Source organism: Janthinobacterium amylolyticum, assembly GCF_051380655.1.
GTDB lineage: Bacteria > Pseudomonadota > Gammaproteobacteria > Burkholderiales > Burkholderiaceae_D > Janthinobacterium.
Window position 1 is genome coordinate 26,245 of the sequence record NZ_JBNYXL010000013.1, and the last position, 14,291, is coordinate 40,535.

16 protein-coding genes are annotated in these 14,291 nt (G+C 62.3%); 7 read left to right on the plus strand and 9 right to left on the minus strand.

Annotated features, from left to right (window positions below):
• Nucleotides 1-34: 34 nt before the first annotated feature.
• From grpE to ACQ4WR_RS24405, 4 genes are all read right to left on the minus strand, one after another.
• Nucleotides 35-571 carry a nucleotide exchange factor GrpE gene (gene grpE / locus ACQ4WR_RS24390; protein WP_102292388.1) on the minus strand — a complete coding sequence of 179 codons (537 nt, stop codon included), beginning with the start codon at nucleotides 569-571 and terminating at the stop codon, nucleotides 35-37.
• Nucleotides 572-926: 355 nt separating this feature from the next.
• A complete protein-coding gene (hemH, locus tag ACQ4WR_RS24395; protein WP_436490454.1) occupies nucleotides 927-2,036 on the minus strand; it encodes a ferrochelatase in 1,110 nt (369 codons plus the stop codon).
• A 149-nt stretch (nucleotides 2,037-2,185) separates the two neighbouring features.
• Nucleotides 2,186-3,853 (minus strand): DNA repair protein RecN, encoded by a 1,668-nt coding sequence (gene recN / locus ACQ4WR_RS24400; RefSeq protein WP_436490456.1) that lies wholly within the window; start codon nucleotides 3,851-3,853, stop codon nucleotides 2,186-2,188.
• Nucleotides 3,854-3,898: 45 nt separating this feature from the next.
• Nucleotides 3,899-4,852, minus strand: coding sequence for an NAD kinase (locus ACQ4WR_RS24405; RefSeq protein WP_436490458.1), 954 nt, complete (start codon nucleotides 4,850-4,852; stop codon nucleotides 3,899-3,901).
• Between the two features lie 264 nt (nucleotides 4,853-5,116).
• Here ACQ4WR_RS24405 and ACQ4WR_RS24410 point away from each other — a divergent pair, with 264 nt between their 5' ends.
• The 4 genes from ACQ4WR_RS24410 to gloA all read left to right on the plus strand — a co-directional run bounded on the left by ACQ4WR_RS24410 (nucleotide 5,117) and on the right by gloA (nucleotide 7,772).
• Nucleotides 5,117-5,383: a hypothetical protein gene (locus ACQ4WR_RS24410; protein WP_102292391.1), complete on the plus strand. Its 267-nt coding sequence runs from the start codon at nucleotides 5,117-5,119 to the stop codon at nucleotides 5,381-5,383.
• A gap of 39 nt (nucleotides 5,384-5,422) precedes the next feature.
• Complete coding sequence (locus tag ACQ4WR_RS24415; RefSeq protein ID WP_436490460.1) at nucleotides 5,423-6,739, plus strand: PQQ-dependent sugar dehydrogenase; 1,317 nt, start codon at nucleotides 5,423-5,425, stop codon at nucleotides 6,737-6,739.
• 89 nt (nucleotides 6,740-6,828) lie between these two features.
• Nucleotides 6,829-7,251, plus strand: coding sequence for an OsmC family protein (locus ACQ4WR_RS24420; RefSeq protein WP_102292393.1), 423 nt, complete (start codon nucleotides 6,829-6,831; stop codon nucleotides 7,249-7,251).
• Nucleotides 7,252-7,364: 113 nt separating this feature from the next.
• Nucleotides 7,365-7,772: a lactoylglutathione lyase gene (gene gloA / locus ACQ4WR_RS24425; RefSeq protein WP_070311709.1), complete on the plus strand. Its 408-nt coding sequence runs from the start codon at nucleotides 7,365-7,367 to the stop codon at nucleotides 7,770-7,772.
• Nucleotides 7,773-7,776: 4 nt separating this feature from the next.
• Here gloA and ACQ4WR_RS24430 read toward each other — a convergent pair whose 3' ends face one another.
• Nucleotides 7,777-8,682 carry a LysR substrate-binding domain-containing protein gene (locus tag ACQ4WR_RS24430; protein ID WP_436490463.1) on the minus strand — a complete coding sequence of 302 codons (906 nt, stop codon included), beginning with the start codon at nucleotides 8,680-8,682 and terminating at the stop codon, nucleotides 7,777-7,779.
• A 93-nt stretch (nucleotides 8,683-8,775) separates the two neighbouring features.
• Between ACQ4WR_RS24430 and ACQ4WR_RS24435 the strand changes: the two genes are divergently transcribed.
• Nucleotides 8,776-9,243: a DMT family transporter gene (locus tag ACQ4WR_RS24435; protein WP_436490464.1), complete on the plus strand. Its 468-nt coding sequence runs from the start codon at nucleotides 8,776-8,778 to the stop codon at nucleotides 9,241-9,243.
• Nucleotides 9,244-9,452: 209 nt separating this feature from the next.
• Here ACQ4WR_RS24435 and ACQ4WR_RS24440 read toward each other — a convergent pair whose 3' ends face one another.
• The 4 genes from ACQ4WR_RS24440 to ACQ4WR_RS24455 form a co-directional block, all read right to left on the minus strand.
• Nucleotides 9,453-10,781, minus strand: a complete 1,329-nt coding sequence (locus ACQ4WR_RS24440; protein WP_102292395.1) for a TolC family outer membrane protein — start codon at nucleotides 10,779-10,781, stop codon at nucleotides 9,453-9,455.
• Nucleotides 10,782-10,927: 146 nt separating this feature from the next.
• Nucleotides 10,928-11,251 carry a rhodanese-like domain-containing protein gene (locus ACQ4WR_RS24445; protein ID WP_102292396.1) on the minus strand — a complete coding sequence of 108 codons (324 nt, stop codon included), beginning with the start codon at nucleotides 11,249-11,251 and terminating at the stop codon, nucleotides 10,928-10,930.
• Nucleotides 11,252-11,266: 15 nt separating this feature from the next.
• Nucleotides 11,267-11,917, minus strand: a complete 651-nt coding sequence (locus ACQ4WR_RS24450) for a protein-L-isoaspartate O-methyltransferase family protein (RefSeq protein WP_076565841.1) — start codon at nucleotides 11,915-11,917, stop codon at nucleotides 11,267-11,269.
• A 169-nt stretch (nucleotides 11,918-12,086) separates the two neighbouring features.
• Entirely contained in the window at nucleotides 12,087-12,737 is a 651-nt protein-coding gene (locus ACQ4WR_RS24455) for a TetR/AcrR family transcriptional regulator (RefSeq protein WP_102292397.1), read from the minus strand.
• A gap of 320 nt (nucleotides 12,738-13,057) precedes the next feature.
• On the opposite strand from ACQ4WR_RS24455, the gene ACQ4WR_RS24460 reads away from it, so the two are divergent.
• Together ACQ4WR_RS24460 and ACQ4WR_RS24465 are read left to right on the plus strand one after the other, a co-directional pair.
• Nucleotides 13,058-13,930: a head GIN domain-containing protein gene (locus ACQ4WR_RS24460; protein ID WP_180979241.1), complete on the plus strand. Its 873-nt coding sequence runs from the start codon at nucleotides 13,058-13,060 to the stop codon at nucleotides 13,928-13,930.
• A 69-nt stretch (nucleotides 13,931-13,999) separates the two neighbouring features.
• A complete protein-coding gene (locus ACQ4WR_RS24465) occupies nucleotides 14,000-14,278 on the plus strand; it encodes a YkgJ family cysteine cluster protein (RefSeq protein ID WP_436490468.1) in 279 nt (92 codons plus the stop codon).
• Nucleotides 14,279-14,291: the final 13 nt, after the last annotated feature.

Consider the following 14,291-nt stretch of genomic DNA (forward strand, 5'->3'; position numbering starts at 1 on the left):
ATGGTTTCAAGGCTTGCTTGATGCCGCCCTCTGATTATTTTGCTTGCGCGGTAGTCACAATGGCTGGACGCAACAGGCGGTCCGCAATCATATAGCCCTTTTGCAAGACTGATACGATGGTGTTGGCTTCCTGCTCCGCTGGCACCACGGCGACGGCCTGGTGTTTCATCGGATCGAGTTTTTCGCCCTGCACTGGCAGCACTTCCACCAGGCGGTTGCGCTCGAAGGCGGCGTTCAGCTGCTTCAGGGTCATCTCGACGCCTTCTTTCAGCGACTCGATGGTCGGTGCTTCCACCGTCAACGCCGTTTCCAGGCTGTCTTTGACCGGCACCATGGCTTCGGCAAAGCTTTCCACTGCGAATTTATGCGCTTTAGCTACATCTTCCTGCGCACGGCGGCGGATATTTTCTCCATCGGCCTTGGCGCGCATGAAGGCATCGTGCATTTCTGCCAGGCGCGCTTCGGTACTCGCCAACTGTTCTTCCAAAGTAGGCTCTGCGGGAGTCGATGGAGCAGCCGCCGCGGCGTCCGCTTGCGGATTAGGTACAGCTTGATTTTCCTGATCTTGCATCTAGAAAGCTCCTACAATCAATGGCTTAAATAAGTTAGTCTATACATCTTTACAACACTAACCGGCAGATGGGGCTATATCCTACTGTTTCAAGGGGTATCGGTGCGCGTGCCAAGGTTTACGTCAGCCAATGTTACAGCTTATTACAAATCACTTCCCATTTCGGGCAGCGTGCCGTGCGCTTCCTATGACCGATGACTTACTGATACAGCCGGCATCCCCAGCGAAGCCGGCATTCTAACAGCCCCGCAGACGCCATTGCCACTGATGGTGTTGCTATTTGGAAATCCACGTGGCAGCGCCAGAAATGACAAAGCCGCGCAAGCGCGGCTTTCCATGGCAAAAAGAACAGCGTCTAATTCGCCGCGCCCAAGGCCAGGGCAGCTGTTCGGGCTTGCTCGCCCGCCTGCTTGTCCGCCTCGCGCTGCGCCGCCGTCTTCATCGTTGGCCAGCCGATCATATGCTGTTCGGCAATTTCCGCCAGGCCCGCGATCCACTTTGGTGTTTCATTCAGGCAAGCGATGTAATGGAAATGCTGGCCACCGGCCGTTTCGAAATCATGCTTGGCTTCCATGGCGATCTCTTCCAGGGTTTCCAGGCAATCGCTGGTAAAGCCCGGGCACAGCAGGTCGACCCGCTTGACGCCCTGCTGTGCCAGCGCCACCAAAGTAGGCGCCGTGTATGGCTGCAGCCACTCGGCCTTGCCAAAGCGCGACTGGAAGGTCACCACATATTGATCTTTGGACAGTTTTAATTTTTCTGCCAGCAGGCGCGCCGTTTTCAGGCACTGGCAGTGATACGGGTCGCCCAGCAGCAAGGTGCGCTTGGGCACGCCGTGAAAACTCATCACCAGCTTGTCCGGCCGGCCATGCGCATCCCAATGGTTCAGCACGGAGTCGCGCAGGGCATCGATATATGTGTCGTGCTCGTGGTATTGCTTGATGAAACGCAGTTCCGGCACATTGCGCACCGTGGCGTAATGGGCAAACACGGCGTCGTAGATGGAGCCCGTCGTCGTGCCCGAATATTGCGGATAGGCCGGCAGGATGGCGATGCGCTCGCAGCCTTCGCTTTTCAATTGCGCCAGCACCTCGGGCAGCGACGGCGAACCGTAGCGCATGGCCATGGCCACCGTCACGCCATCATGGCCCCGTTCGGCCAGCGCGCCGGCCAGCAATTTGGCCTGCTTTTGCGTGTGCACCTTCAGGGGCGAGCCCTCGCGCGTCCAGATGGACGCGTATTTCTTGGCCGACTGGCCCGACCTGAATGGCAGGATGATCAGGTTCAAAATGAACCACCAGACAAGGCGGGGAATTTCCACCACGCGCGGATCCGACAAAAACTGTTTCAGGTAGCGCCGCACGGCCGACGAGGTCGGCGCATCGGGCGTGCCCAGGTTGACCAGCACCACGGCGCTGCGGTCGATGCTGCCATGCGTGTACGGAGGTTCTGTTTGAAATGACATGAAGACTCTTTGAAGGCGTTGGATGGAGTAGCCAGTTATTATAGTTGCATTGAGTTAATAGCGAAGTGCTGGGGTCAGACCCTCAATGCCGCTAACGTCAAGCTCAGCGCTAACGCATCCGGGGGTCTGACCCCGGATTTAAGCCGCGTTCAAATCGCCAGCAATTCGCGCGCATGCTTGCGCGTGGTGGCCGTGATTTCCAGGCCGCCCAGCATGCGCGCCACTTCTTCCACGCGGGCCTTGGCGTCGAGCATGTCGATGCGCGAGGCCGTCTTGCCGTTGTCCAAGGTGCTTTTTGCCACCTGGAAATGCTGATTGGCCTGGCTAGCCACTTGCGGCAAGTGGGTCACGCACAGCACCTGGCGTCCCTGCCCCAGGCGCTTGAGCAGCCGCCCCACCACTTCGGCCACGGCACCGCCGATGCCGCTGTCGACCTCGTCGAAGATCAGGGTCGGCGTGGTGGTGGCGTGCGAGGTGATGACGGAAATGGCCAGCGCGATGCGCGCCAGTTCGCCGCCGGAGGCGACTTTCGCCAGCGAACGGGGCGCCGTGCCCGCGTGGCCGGCGACGAGAAACTCGACTTGCTCGAGGCCGTGCGCGGCCGGTTCGCAGGGATTGAGGGCGATTTCAAAACTGCCGCCCGTCATGCTCAGTTCCTGCATGGCGCGCGTGACGGCGTGGCCCAGTTCCAGCGCGGCGGCACGCCGCGTTGCCGACAGCCGTTCAGCCACGGCGCGGTACTCCGCCTCGACCTTCGCTTCCTGGCGCAGCAAGCCTTCGATGTCGGAAGCGTCGGCCAGGTGCTGCAGTTTTTCCGACAGCCTGGCGTGTTCTTCAGGGAGCTCTTCCGGCGTGACGCGGAATTTGCGGGCCGTGCTGTGCATGGCTTCCATGCGCGCATCGAGCTGGTGCAAACGCTCCGGGTCCAGCTCGACGCGATCCAGGTAATTATTCAGCGCATACACGGATTCCTGCAGCTGGATGCGCGACGATTCGATCAGATCGACAATCGGCTGTAATTCCGCATCGACGGAGACCAGCTTGCCCAGCTTCTGGTTCAGGCCCGACAGCTGAGAAACGATGGGGTGGTCTTCCGATTCGGAAATGAGCGACAGGGCTTCCTGCGCCCCTTCCAGCAGGCTGGCCGCGTGCGAAAGGCGGCTGTGCTCGTTCGTGATCTCCGTCCATTCACCGGGCTTGGCGGCCAGCTTTTCCAGCTCGCCCACCTGCCATTCCAGGCGCTCGCGCTCGTACAGCACGTTGGCGGCATTCGTCTCGAATTCCTCGCGCTGGCGCACGAGGGCGCGCCAGCGCTTGTACAGCGCCGCCACCTGCCGTGCATCCTGCTCGGCGCCCGCTTCGCGCGCCGTCGCCTGGCCATCGAGCAAGGCGCGCTGCGCCTCGCTTTTCAGCAAGGACTGGTGCGCGTGCTGGCCGTGGATATCGACCAGCATGTCGCCCAGTTCACGCAGCTGCGCGGCCGTGGCGGGAATGCCGTTGATATATGCTTTCGAGCGGCCCGCATTGTCGATCACGCGGCGCAGCAGGGCGCCGCCATCGTCATTGGCGAATTCATGGGCTACCAGCCAGGCCTGCGCCACTTCGCTGACGGAAAAATCGGCCGTGATGTCGGCCTTGGCCGCGCCTTCGCGCACCACGCTGGCGTCGCCGCGCCCGCCCAGGGCCAGGGTCAGCGCATCGATGAGGATGGACTTGCCAGCGCCCGTCTCGCCCGTCAGCACGCTGAAGCCAGCGGAAAATTCCAGTTCAATGGTATCGACAATGACAAAATCGCGGATGGACAGTGTATGGAGCATGGCTTCTGTGGTTAGGCGGCGCGCCGCGGGTTAAGGTGAAAAAAGTTAGCTGAGCTTGCCCTCGCCCGACGGGTACTCGTTCCAGTGCAGTTTTTCACGCAGGGTGTTGTAGTAGCTCCACCCTTCCGGATGCAGGAAGGTAATCGTGTGCGGCGAACGGCGAATCAGGATGCGGTCTTGCTGGATCAGGCTGGCAAACGTCTGCATGTCGAAATTGACGCTGATATCGCGTCCGCGCACGATTTCCACCACGATCTGGCTGGAGTCGGGCAGGACGATGGGCCGGTTCGACAGCGCGTGCGGGGCGATCGGCACGAGCACGATGCCGCCCAGGGTCGGATGCAGCAGCGGGCCGCCAGCCGACAGCGAGTAGGCGGTCGAGCCGGTGGGCGTGGAAATGATCAGGCCATCCGAACGCTGGTTGTACATGAAGTGCCCGTCGACTTCGACGCGCAGTTCCGCCATGCCGGCGCCGCCGCCGCGCGAGACGACGACGTCATTGACGGCCATGCCCACGTGGATCGACTTGCCGTCGCGCAGCACGCTGCCTTCGAGCAAGGTACGGCGCTCGGCCTTGAAGCGGCCGCCAAGAATTTGCGCCAGCACGGGCAGCATACGCTCCAGCGGAATGTCCGTCATGAAGCCCAAGCGGCCTTGATTGATGCCGATCAAGGGGACGTCGAATGGCGCCAGCTGGCGCGCAATGCCCAGCATGGTGCCGTCGCCGCCCATGACGATGGCGCAATCGGCCGCGGCGCCGATCTCGGCGGGCGACATGGCTTGCACGCCGGGAAAGTCCAGATGCGCGGCCGTCTCCGCCTCGAACACGACGGTATGGCCCAGCACCTGCAGGAAATCCACAATGCTTTTGACGGGTTCGGCAATGCCGTCCGTATTCTGGCGCACGACCAGGGCGATGGTCTTGGCGCCCAGGTTGAACGGTTGTCCCGGGGCTGGCAAGGTGGCTGCCGGCGCTGCGGCGTGTTTTTCGGCGGACATAAGAATCTCGGTAGTGAATTCGGTGGCAAGTCGCCCCAGGCTGTCACATCGCACGCCGGCATCGCATGATACTGTATATATGCACAGTATAGTGCGGCTGCCGTGTGCCCGCAAGGGGCGTTTATCAGTGTTGCCGCAGTGTAGCGCAGAAAAAGAATCGTCCATGCGTGCGCCAGCGCTCCGTGCGCCATCAAATCCCCTTGCATGCGTGCGCGGACGGCAGGAGACTGGCGGCACGTGATTCTTTTTCCGTCAGGAGGCCATATGGTTACCCAGCACAGCGAACGCAAGATCAATACCGATGCAAAGGTCAGCAATGACGGCGTGGACCGCCTGCCGCACGAGCGCGACGAGTCGCCCGATGCGCAAAACGTGCGTCCGCGCAAGGTCATGCAGCAGGCCGCAAGCGACCTGGAGCAAGGCTTGGTGGATACGGACAGGCGCGCCCAGCCCGGCGTGGAAAAGGTCAAGCCGGCCGCCCCGCAACAGGCCCGTCCCGACGCCCATCTGGAACCAAAGAAGGCGCGCTGAGTCCAACTGACACGCACCGCTGCTTTTCAGGAGTACGCCATGCATCGTTACGTCTGTTCGTTCCTGCTGGCCGCTGCCTGCGGCGCACCCATCGCCCAAGCTCAGCCCCAGGCGCCGGCCATGCCCGCCGGCTACGGCCCGCAGCCCGGGCTGCCCGCGCCGGAAAAGCAACTCCTGCCCACTGTCAACGTCGCCCCCGTGCAGCGCTGGACGGCGGCCCAGCGTCCTGCCGTCGCGGCCGGCCTGGCCATCCACGCGTATGCGCGCGACCTCGACCATCCACGCTGGCTGTATGTCTTGCCGAATGGCGACGTGCTGGTGGCGGAAACCAACGCCCCGCCGAAACCGGAAGACAGCAAGGGTATCAAGGGCGCCATCATGCAGATGCAGATGAAAAAGGCCGGCGCCGTCACGCCCAGTGCCAACCGCATCACCCTGCTGCGCGGCATCGATGGCAACGGCGTGGCGCAAACGCGCAGCGTCTTCCTGCAAGGCTTGCATTCGCCGTTCGGCATGGCCCTCGTCGGCAACGATCTGTACGTCGCCAATGCCGATGCGCTGCTGCGCTTCCCCTACGCGACAGGACAGACATCGATCACGGCCCAGGGCACCAAGGTGATGGACTTGCCGGGCGGCCCCATCAACCACCACTGGACCAAGAACGTCATCGCCAGCCCGGACGGCAAGTTTTTGTATGTCTCCGTCGGTTCCAACAGCAACGTGGGCGAGAACGGCATGTCGGCCGAAGATGGCCGCGCCGCCATCTGGCGCTACGAACGCGCGACCGGCAAGGCGCGCGTGTACGCGACGGGGCTGCGCAATCCGAACGGCATGGGCTGGGAGCCCACAAGCAACACGCTGTGGACGGCCGTCAATGAACGCGACGAACTGGGCAACGACCTCGTGCCGGACTACCTGACCTCGGTCAAGGATGGGGCTTTCTATGGCTGGCCCTACAGTTATTTTGGCCAGCACGTCGATGCGCGCGTCAAACCGCCCCGTCCGGAACTGGTTGCGACCGCCATCGCTCCCGACTATGCGCTGGGCGCCCACACGGCATCGCTGGGCCTGGCATTCAATACCGGCACACTGCTGCCGGAACGTTATCGGGACGGCGTCTTCATCGGCCAGCATGGTTCCTGGAACCGCCAGCCTTTCAGCGGCTATCAAGTCATCTTCGTACCATTCACCAATGGCAAGCCGAGCGGTCCGCCGCTGGATGTGGTCAATGGCTTCCTGGATAAAAATGGCAAGGCGCAAGGGCGCCCCGTCGGCGTGGCCATCGACAAGGCGGGCGCGCTGCTGGTGGCCGACGATGTGGGCAATGTCGTCTGGCGCGTGGCGCCGGCCCGCTGAACACCCATCCCTCACAGTGTGGCGCAACGAACGGAAGCGCGAAGGTGGGACGTGCATGATGGACGCTCGAACCACGCAAGGAGTACATCATGAAAAAAACAGCATCGGCCGTCTGGAGTGGCGGCCTGAAAGACGGCAAAGGTTTCATTTCGACCCAAAGCGGCGCGCTCGATAACGTGGCCTATGGCTTCAACACGCGCTTCGAAGACGGTCCCGGCAGCAATCCGGAAGAACTGATCGGCGCGGCCCACGCGGCCTGCTTTACCATGGCCCTGTCCGGCCAGCTGGGCGAGGCCGGCATGCGCGCCACGGCCCTGAAAACCACGGCCGATGTCACCCTGGAAAAAATCGATGACAGCTACGCCATCACGGCCGTGCACCTGACGCTGGTGGCGACCATTCCCGGCGCCACCGACCAGGCATTCCAGGATGCGGCGCTGCGCGCCAAGCTCGGTTGCCCCGTGTCCAAATTGCTGGCCACGGAAATCACCCTGGACGCCCACCTGGAATAAATCCGCAAGTCCGTCCGCAGCTGCCTGCATGCGGGGTGGCGGGGCGGTCTCGGCAAGAAAGCCGTAAAACGCATAAAATCCTGCCATTCCCCTATCACCATCAAGGATTTACGATGCGTATTTTGCACACCATGTTACGGGTCGGCGACCTGCAACGCTCCATCGATTTTTACACGAATGTCCTGGGCATGAAGCTGCTGCGCACCAGCGACAACCCGGAATACCAGTACACCCTGGCCTTCGTCGGCTATGGCTCGAATCCCGACCATGCGGAACTGGAACTGACGTATAACTACGGCACCACCAGCTACGAGCTGGGCACGGCGTATGGCCACATCGCCATCTCGGCCGATGATATCGTCGCCGCTTGCGATGCGGCACGGGCCAATGGCGGCAACGTGACGCGCGAACCGGGTCCCGTCAAAGGCGGCAACACGGTCATCGCCTTCATCACCGATCCGGACGGCTACAAGATCGAATTGATCGAGCGCAAGTTCGACGGCCAGGGCGGCGGCCTGTAATTCCTCAGCCTGGCTCGACGGCCTGTGCAATGGCCGTGCGCAGCCAGGCGATGCCTGCGTCACCGTCCGTGCGGCGGTGGCGTATCGTTTCAAAACGGAACGGCGCGATGGCAAACGGTGGAGAATATAGCGCCAGCCCTTGCGCCAGATTCCCCTGCACGGCGCGGCGCGCCACCGTCAAGATCAAATCCGTTCCCATCAAAATTTCCGATGCCACCGTCCAGTGCGGCAAGCGCACGGCGATGCGGCGCGCCTGACCCAGCTGCGCCAGGGCCGCATCGACTTCCGCCGCCATGCCGGCCTCATTCGAAGCCACCAGCACGTGCGGGCGCGCCAGATAAGTGTCGAGACGCAAGGATGCACCGGGCGCCAGGCTGGCCGGATCCAGCGCGCAGACGAACGTTTCCTCAAACAGGGTTTCCCGATGCAGCTGCTCGGGCAGTTGCGGGAACACCCCCAGCGCCAGGTCGAGTTCGCCATCCTGCACGCCAGCCATCACGGCCGGGCGGCTGGCATAGCTGATCGCCAGGTCGATGCCGGGCGCTTCCACGCGCAAACGGCGCAGCAAGGCGGGCAGCACCAGTGCCGCGCCATAGTCGGACATCGCCAGGCGAAACACGCGCTGCGCCGTGGCCGCTTCAAACACAGCACCGCCGAGCACGCAACGCACGCTTTGCAAGGCTTCGGCCAAGGGCCGCGCCAGCGCCAAGGCGCGTGCCGTCGGCTGGAAACCGCCCTTGCCGCGCAGCAGCAGCGGGTCGCCGAGCAACTGGCGCAGGCGCGCCAGCGCATGGCTGACGGCAGGCTGGCTCATGTGCAGGCGTTCGGCCGCGCGCGACAGATGGCGTTCGCTCAGCAAGGCCTCCAGGATCACCAGCAGGTTCAGGTCGACAGCCCGTAGATTATTCATTTCATGCATAGTCAGATGACAAATTACGAATTGGATTTAATCATCACAGCATAATACGATGACGCCATCAACTCAACAATCATGGAGTCAAGCATGCATGGATCAATTACCCTGTTTGCCCCGCTGGCCATGCTGGCCGGCGCCGTCGTGCCCTTCCAGGCGGGCGCGAATGCCGCGCTGGGCCGTAACCTGGGCCACCCGTTATGGGCCACCCTCGCTTCGCTGGCCGTCAGCGCCGTGCTCGCTGCGCTGCTGATGCTGGTGTGGCGCGTGCCGGCGCCCGATATCAATCTTGCCATGCGTGGAGCAGGCTGGTCGTGGCTGGGTGGCACGGCCGGCGTGTTTTATATTACGGCCGCCCTGATGCTGGCGCCGCGCATGGGTTCAGGCCCCTTCATGGCGGCCGTCATCGGCGGGCAAATGCTGGCCGCGCTGGCCATCGACCGCTTTGGCTGGCTGGGCTTTGCCGTCAAGCACATCAGCCCGCTGCATTGGGCGGGCGCGGGCCTGGTGGTGGCCGGCGTGATCGTGACGCAAGTAGCCAACAGCCGCGCCGCTTGAGTACGCCTGACAAAACCTGCGGCGCGTCGGCATTTGCGGCCGGCGATGCTCACTGTGCCTGCGCACGGCCGCGCTTCTCGAGCTTGCGGGGGCACCGAGCCTTCCTTGCGCTCGCTGCGGTTTTGTCAGACGTTGGCGAGTCCTGATTCACGAAAAAAAACCAGCGCCGTTGCCGGGGCTGGTTTTGTTCTGCTGTGGCGTCAAAAAGATTACTTGTCCAGCAAGGCGTTGACGGGTACCAGGTCCGTTTCCTTCAGGGTACCGGCCGCCGCCTTCAGGCGCAGGCCATTCATGATGGTGTCGTAGCGGGCTTTCGACAGATCTTTTTGCGTAGTAAACAATTGTTTCTGCGCATTCAAGACGTCGATGTTGATACGCACGCCCACTTGATAGCCGAGCTGGTTCGATTCCAGCGCCGACTTGCTCGACACTTCCGCCGCTTCCAGCGCCTTCACTTGCGCCAGGCCGCTGTTGACGCCCAGGAAGGCCTGGCGCGCGCCTTGCGATGCCGTGCGGCGCGCCGTTTCCAGGTCGTTGCGGGCCTTGTTTTCCAGCGCGATCGATTCGCGCACCTTGCTGGTGACGGCGAAACCGCTGAAGATCGGGATGCTCCACTGCACGCCGATGGCGTTGTTGTTATTGCCGGCGCCATTGCCGCCGCCGGACGTGTAGGTGTGGCCGGTGTTGGCGATCAGGTCCAGGGTCGGATAGTGGCCGGCACGGTTGCGGCCGATGTCGCGCTTGGCCGATTCCACGTTGAACTGGGCCGTGACGACGCCGTAGTTCTGCTCTTCCGCCGAGGACACCCAAGGCTCGACAACTGCCGGTTCCGGCGCGCTGATGACCACGCCCGTGCGCATCGGCGCCAGCGAGGCCGGCGCTTCGCCGATGATGGTTTGCAGCGCGCTGCGTTTGTTGGCCAGGTCATTGATGGCGGCAAACTCCTGCGCCACCACCAGATCGTAGGCCGCCTGCGCTTCATGCGTATCGGTAATGGTCTGCGTGCCGACTTCAAAATTGCGCTTGGCCGATGCCAGCTGCTCCGTCGTGGCGACCTTTTGCGCCTGCGTCGCGCCGAGATTATCCTGCGCGCTCAGCACGTCAAAATACGCCTGCGCCACGCGCGTGATCAGGTCTTGCTGGACTTGCGCAAATTGGGCTTCAGCAATCGCTTGCGCCAGCTTGCTTTGCTGATAGGTTTCCCAGCGGTCCCAGCGGAACAAAGGCTGCGCCAGGGTCAGGTTGTAGCTGTTCGTGCGCACATTGACGGATGGCGAGGTGATCTTGTTGCCGCCATTGTTCTGGGCAATCTGTTCCTGATTGCCACGCGTATTGCTGCCCGATGCGGAGATTTGTGGCAGCAAGCCTGCCAGCCCTTGCGGAACCCGCTCCATCCCGGCCGACAGGGCCGCGCGCGCGCTGGCATACTGCGCGTCATTGGCCAGCGCCTGCTGGTACACCTGGATGAGATCGGCCGCCTGCGTGTTAAGCGAGAAAAAAGCGCTGGTCATCAGCACGGCGATAAGGGGTTTCCGCATTGCATTTCTCCGTTGGAGTCGTCAAAAGTTGATGGAATCAAAAATCGGTTACAGCCTGCCTGGCGGCCACTCCGGCAAGAGCGGGGTACAGGCCTCCGCAGGCATGCCGGATGGCATGCCTGGGAGTGCATCTACTGCAAAATAACTTAGTATTTAGGCATGGCGTTGTCGACTTGCAGCGCCCAGGCGTGAACGCCGCCCGTCAAATTACTGATCTTGCCAAAACCGTTGCGTTCCAGGAAGGCGGCCACTTGCATGCTGCGGGCGCCGTGATGGCAGATGCAGACGATCTCGGCGTCTTCATCGAGGTCATCGATGCGCGCAGGAATCGAATTCATCTGCATCAGGGTGGCGCCATCGAGATGGCACAGCTCAAACTCCCACTGCTCGCGCACGTCCAGCAGGAACGGACGCGGGCGGGAGGTGTCAGCCAGCCAGGCGGCCAGCTGCGGTGCGCTCAAATGCTCCATCGAATCTCCGCCGCCTCAGAACTGGAAGTGCGACGGTGCCACGGCTTGCAGCGGCGTGACATTGGTTTCAAACAGCTTGCGCGTGTCGTAGGCCTTGTCCGAGCTGCGCGTGATCAGGTGTGCCGACATGATCGGTGCTTCGCCGATGATGGCCAGGATACGGCCGCCCACTTTGACTTGCTGCAACAGGGCTTCCGGCAGGACCGACAGGGCGCCGGACACGACGATCACGTCGTAGGGCGCGCCCTTGCTCCAGCCTTGGGCGCCGTCGCCCAGTTCCACGGTGACATTCGTCACGCCGTTGGCGGCCAGGTTCTGCTCGGCCAGGGTTTTCAGTTGCGGCACGATTTCCACGCTCGTCACGTGGCGCGCCTTGTGCGCCAGCAAGGCTGCCATGTAGCCGCTGCCGGTGCCGATCTCCAGCACATTCTCATGCTTTTTGACGGCAACATCTTGCAAAATACGCGCTTCCAGCTTCGGCGTGAACATGCATTCGCCGCCGCCCAGTGGAATTTCGGTATCGACGAAGGCCAGGTTTTTATAGGCGGCAGGCACGAAATCTTCACGCTTGACCACGTTCAACAACTCCAGCACGTCGAGATCCAGTACGTCCCATGGACGGATTTGCTGTTCGATCATATTGAAGCGGGCTTGTTCGATATTCATCTTTGGACTCGGTAAGTGAAGTAATAATCCGCCATTTTATCGTTGAACTGGCTGAAAGCACATGTTAACCATAAAGGCGGGGAATGGAGGAAATTTGCGACGATCTGCAGATTTGAGGGGGCGAACCTTGGAAAAGGGGCAACTGAACGGTAGAGACAGGCTCCGTATGTCAGCTTTTCCCGGGCGCCTCCGCCTGCAGGCTGCGCAAGCTCATGTCGATAAAAGCATCCATGTAGGCGGCGGGATCGATGTTCTTGACCTCGCAGGGCAGGAAGGAATGGGTCCACATCATGAGCATGGTGACGGGCGCGCTCAGGATGGTGCTGACCAGCACGGGGTCGACCTGGCGGAACTCGCCGCGGCGCATGCCCCGTTCCAGCAAGGTGGTGATCAGCGCATTGCCGCGCGCGACCACCTCTTCGTTGTAAAACTGCGCCAATTCAGGGAAATTGTTCGCTTCAGCCAGCATCAGTTTGGTCAAGCCGGCCAGCTTGGTGGCGCCAAACTCTTCCCACCATTGCATCATCATGCTGCGCAACAATTCGGCGCTGCTGCTGTCCGAGGCGGCCATGCTGTCTTCCGCCTCGCCAATGGAATGCACGATATTGTCGCGCACCACGGCCTTGAACAGCTCCTGTTTATTCTCAAAGTACAGGTACAAGGTTCCCTTCGACACGCCGGCCCGCTTGGCCACATCTTCCAGGCGCGTCGACGCAAAGCCACGTTCGACGAACAGATCGAGGGCGGCGGCGAGCAATTCCTGTGGGCGGGCATCCTTGCGCCGCTCCCAGCGAGGCTTGGTGTCAATCGGGGCTTGCATGTGTCAATCCAGGTAACTTACTTTTGAGTCATTAATAGTAGACGTGTCTACAGGCCAGGTCAAGCGCTGGCCACTGGCCGGCGCCACAGCGCCATTGTAGCGCGGCGCCGGGGCAACAAGTGCTTCTGCCTGCAAGGCCTGCACGCCCGGCCGCATGGGACAGGCAGCCATGGGCGCAGCTCATTCCCTCTTTTGCGCAGTTCGTCGCATTTCCAACCAGCAAAGCCATGCGTTTTGCTATCTTGCTATCGACAGCACGGCAGCCGCGGCGCGGCAGCCGGCTTTTTCTTTCCCTGTTCAAACATCTTAAAGGAAACACCATGCGTACCTTGCTGGCCCTGTGCTGTGCCGTTGCCCTTGGCGGCTGCGCCATCGTCATCAACCCCAACGATGGCGAGGTGCGCTACTCCGGTGAGTCGGGCAGCAATGTCGTGCAGGGCAACCAGCAGGTGAGCCGCGACGTGCGCCAGGTCGGCAGCCTGAGCGCGCTCGACATCGACAACATGAAACGCCTCGATATCAAGATCGACGTGCGCGTCGGTCCTGCGCCATCGCTGGTGGTCGAAGCGGACAGCAATCTGCAGCCGCTGATCCATAGCGAAGTCAACGGCAATACTTTGCGCCTGTGGAGCGATACGAGCATTCGCAGCAGCAACGGCATCCACATTATTTACACGACGCCGCAACTGAACAAGATCACGGTCTCCGGCGCCGGCCGCCTGGTGGTCAGCGGCCTCGATGGCGGCGACTTCAGCCTGGTGCAGCGCGGTTCGATGAAGAGCGAACTGTCCGGCAAGGTGGCGCGCTTCGACGTGGCCAACCATGGTTCGGGCAGCATCAACGCGGCGGCCCTCGCCAGCGGCAATACGGACGCCGTGCAAAACGGCTCGGGCCGCGTGCAACTGGGCAATGTGGGCGGCGAACGCGTCAACGTGGCCATCAACGGTTCCGGCAACATCAGCGCCAGCGGCAAGGTGCAGCGCCTGGACGCCAACGTGAATGGCTCGGGCGACATCAACCTGGCGGCCCTGAACAGCGCGGTCGCCTATCTGTCGAGCAACGGTTCCGGCGACATCGACGTGACCGTGCAGAACGAAGTCAACGCCCGCTCCAGCGGTTCGGGCCGCATCACCGTGCATGGCGACCCCGCCCGCCGCACCCTCTCGGGTTCGCGCGTCAGCGTGGTGCGCTAAGCGCGTCCTGGCGACGCATGGGAGCCGGCTTGCTATACTGTCGGCTCCTCACCCGCTTATCTGATTTCCATGTCCCCATCCGCCACCCTGGCATGCCGTCCGTCCTGTGGCGCCTGCTGCACCGCGCCTTCCATCACCAGCCCGATTCCCGGCATGCCTGATGGAAAACCGGCAGGCGTGCGCTGCATCCAGCTGGCCGACGACAACCGCTGCCTGATCTTTGGCCAGCCGCAGCGCCCCGCCTTTTGCGGCGGCTTGCAGCCGTCAGCGGACATGTGCGGCGCCAGCCGCGAACATGCGCTGCACTGGCTGGCCGAACTGGAACGGGCTACGGCGCCGAACACCTGATCATTGCGCAGTC

Coding starts and splice junctions, on each gene's coding strand:
- ACQ4WR_RS24430 (WP_436490463.1), bottom strand. CDS start 8,682: ATGAATAATCTACGGGCTGTCGACCTGAACCTGCTGGTGATCCTGGAG.
- ACQ4WR_RS24405 (WP_436490458.1), bottom strand. CDS start 4,852: ATGTCCGCCGAAAAACACGCCGCAGCGCCGGCAGCCACCTTGCCAGCC.
- grpE (WP_102292388.1), bottom strand. CDS start 571: ATGCAAGATCAGGAAAATCAAGCTGTACCTAATCCGCAAGCGGACGCC.
- ACQ4WR_RS24455 (WP_102292397.1), bottom strand. CDS start 12,737: ATGCAAGCCCCGATTGACACCAAGCCTCGCTGGGAGCGGCGCAAGGAT.
- gloA (WP_070311709.1), top strand. CDS start 7,365: ATGCGTATTTTGCACACCATGTTACGGGTCGGCGACCTGCAACGCTCC.
- ACQ4WR_RS24450 (WP_076565841.1), bottom strand. CDS start 11,917: ATGAATATCGAACAAGCCCGCTTCAATATGATCGAACAGCAAATCCGT.
- hemH (WP_436490454.1), bottom strand. CDS start 2,036: ATGTCATTTCAAACAGAACCTCCGTACACGCATGGCAGCATCGACCGC.
- ACQ4WR_RS24410 (WP_102292391.1), top strand. CDS start 5,117: ATGGTTACCCAGCACAGCGAACGCAAGATCAATACCGATGCAAAGGTC.
- ACQ4WR_RS24435 (WP_436490464.1), top strand. CDS start 8,776: ATGCATGGATCAATTACCCTGTTTGCCCCGCTGGCCATGCTGGCCGGC.
- ACQ4WR_RS24445 (WP_102292396.1), bottom strand. CDS start 11,251: ATGGAGCATTTGAGCGCACCGCAGCTGGCCGCCTGGCTGGCTGACACC.
- ACQ4WR_RS24415 (WP_436490460.1), top strand. CDS start 5,423: ATGCATCGTTACGTCTGTTCGTTCCTGCTGGCCGCTGCCTGCGGCGCA.
- ACQ4WR_RS24440 (WP_102292395.1), bottom strand. CDS start 10,781: ATGCGGAAACCCCTTATCGCCGTGCTGATGACCAGCGCTTTTTTCTCG.
- ACQ4WR_RS24465 (WP_436490468.1), top strand. CDS start 14,000: ATGTCCCCATCCGCCACCCTGGCATGCCGTCCGTCCTGTGGCGCCTGC.
- ACQ4WR_RS24420 (WP_102292393.1), top strand. CDS start 6,829: ATGAAAAAAACAGCATCGGCCGTCTGGAGTGGCGGCCTGAAAGACGGC.
- ACQ4WR_RS24460 (WP_180979241.1), top strand. CDS start 13,058: ATGCGTACCTTGCTGGCCCTGTGCTGTGCCGTTGCCCTTGGCGGCTGC.
- recN (WP_436490456.1), bottom strand. CDS start 3,853: ATGCTCCATACACTGTCCATCCGCGATTTTGTCATTGTCGATACCATT.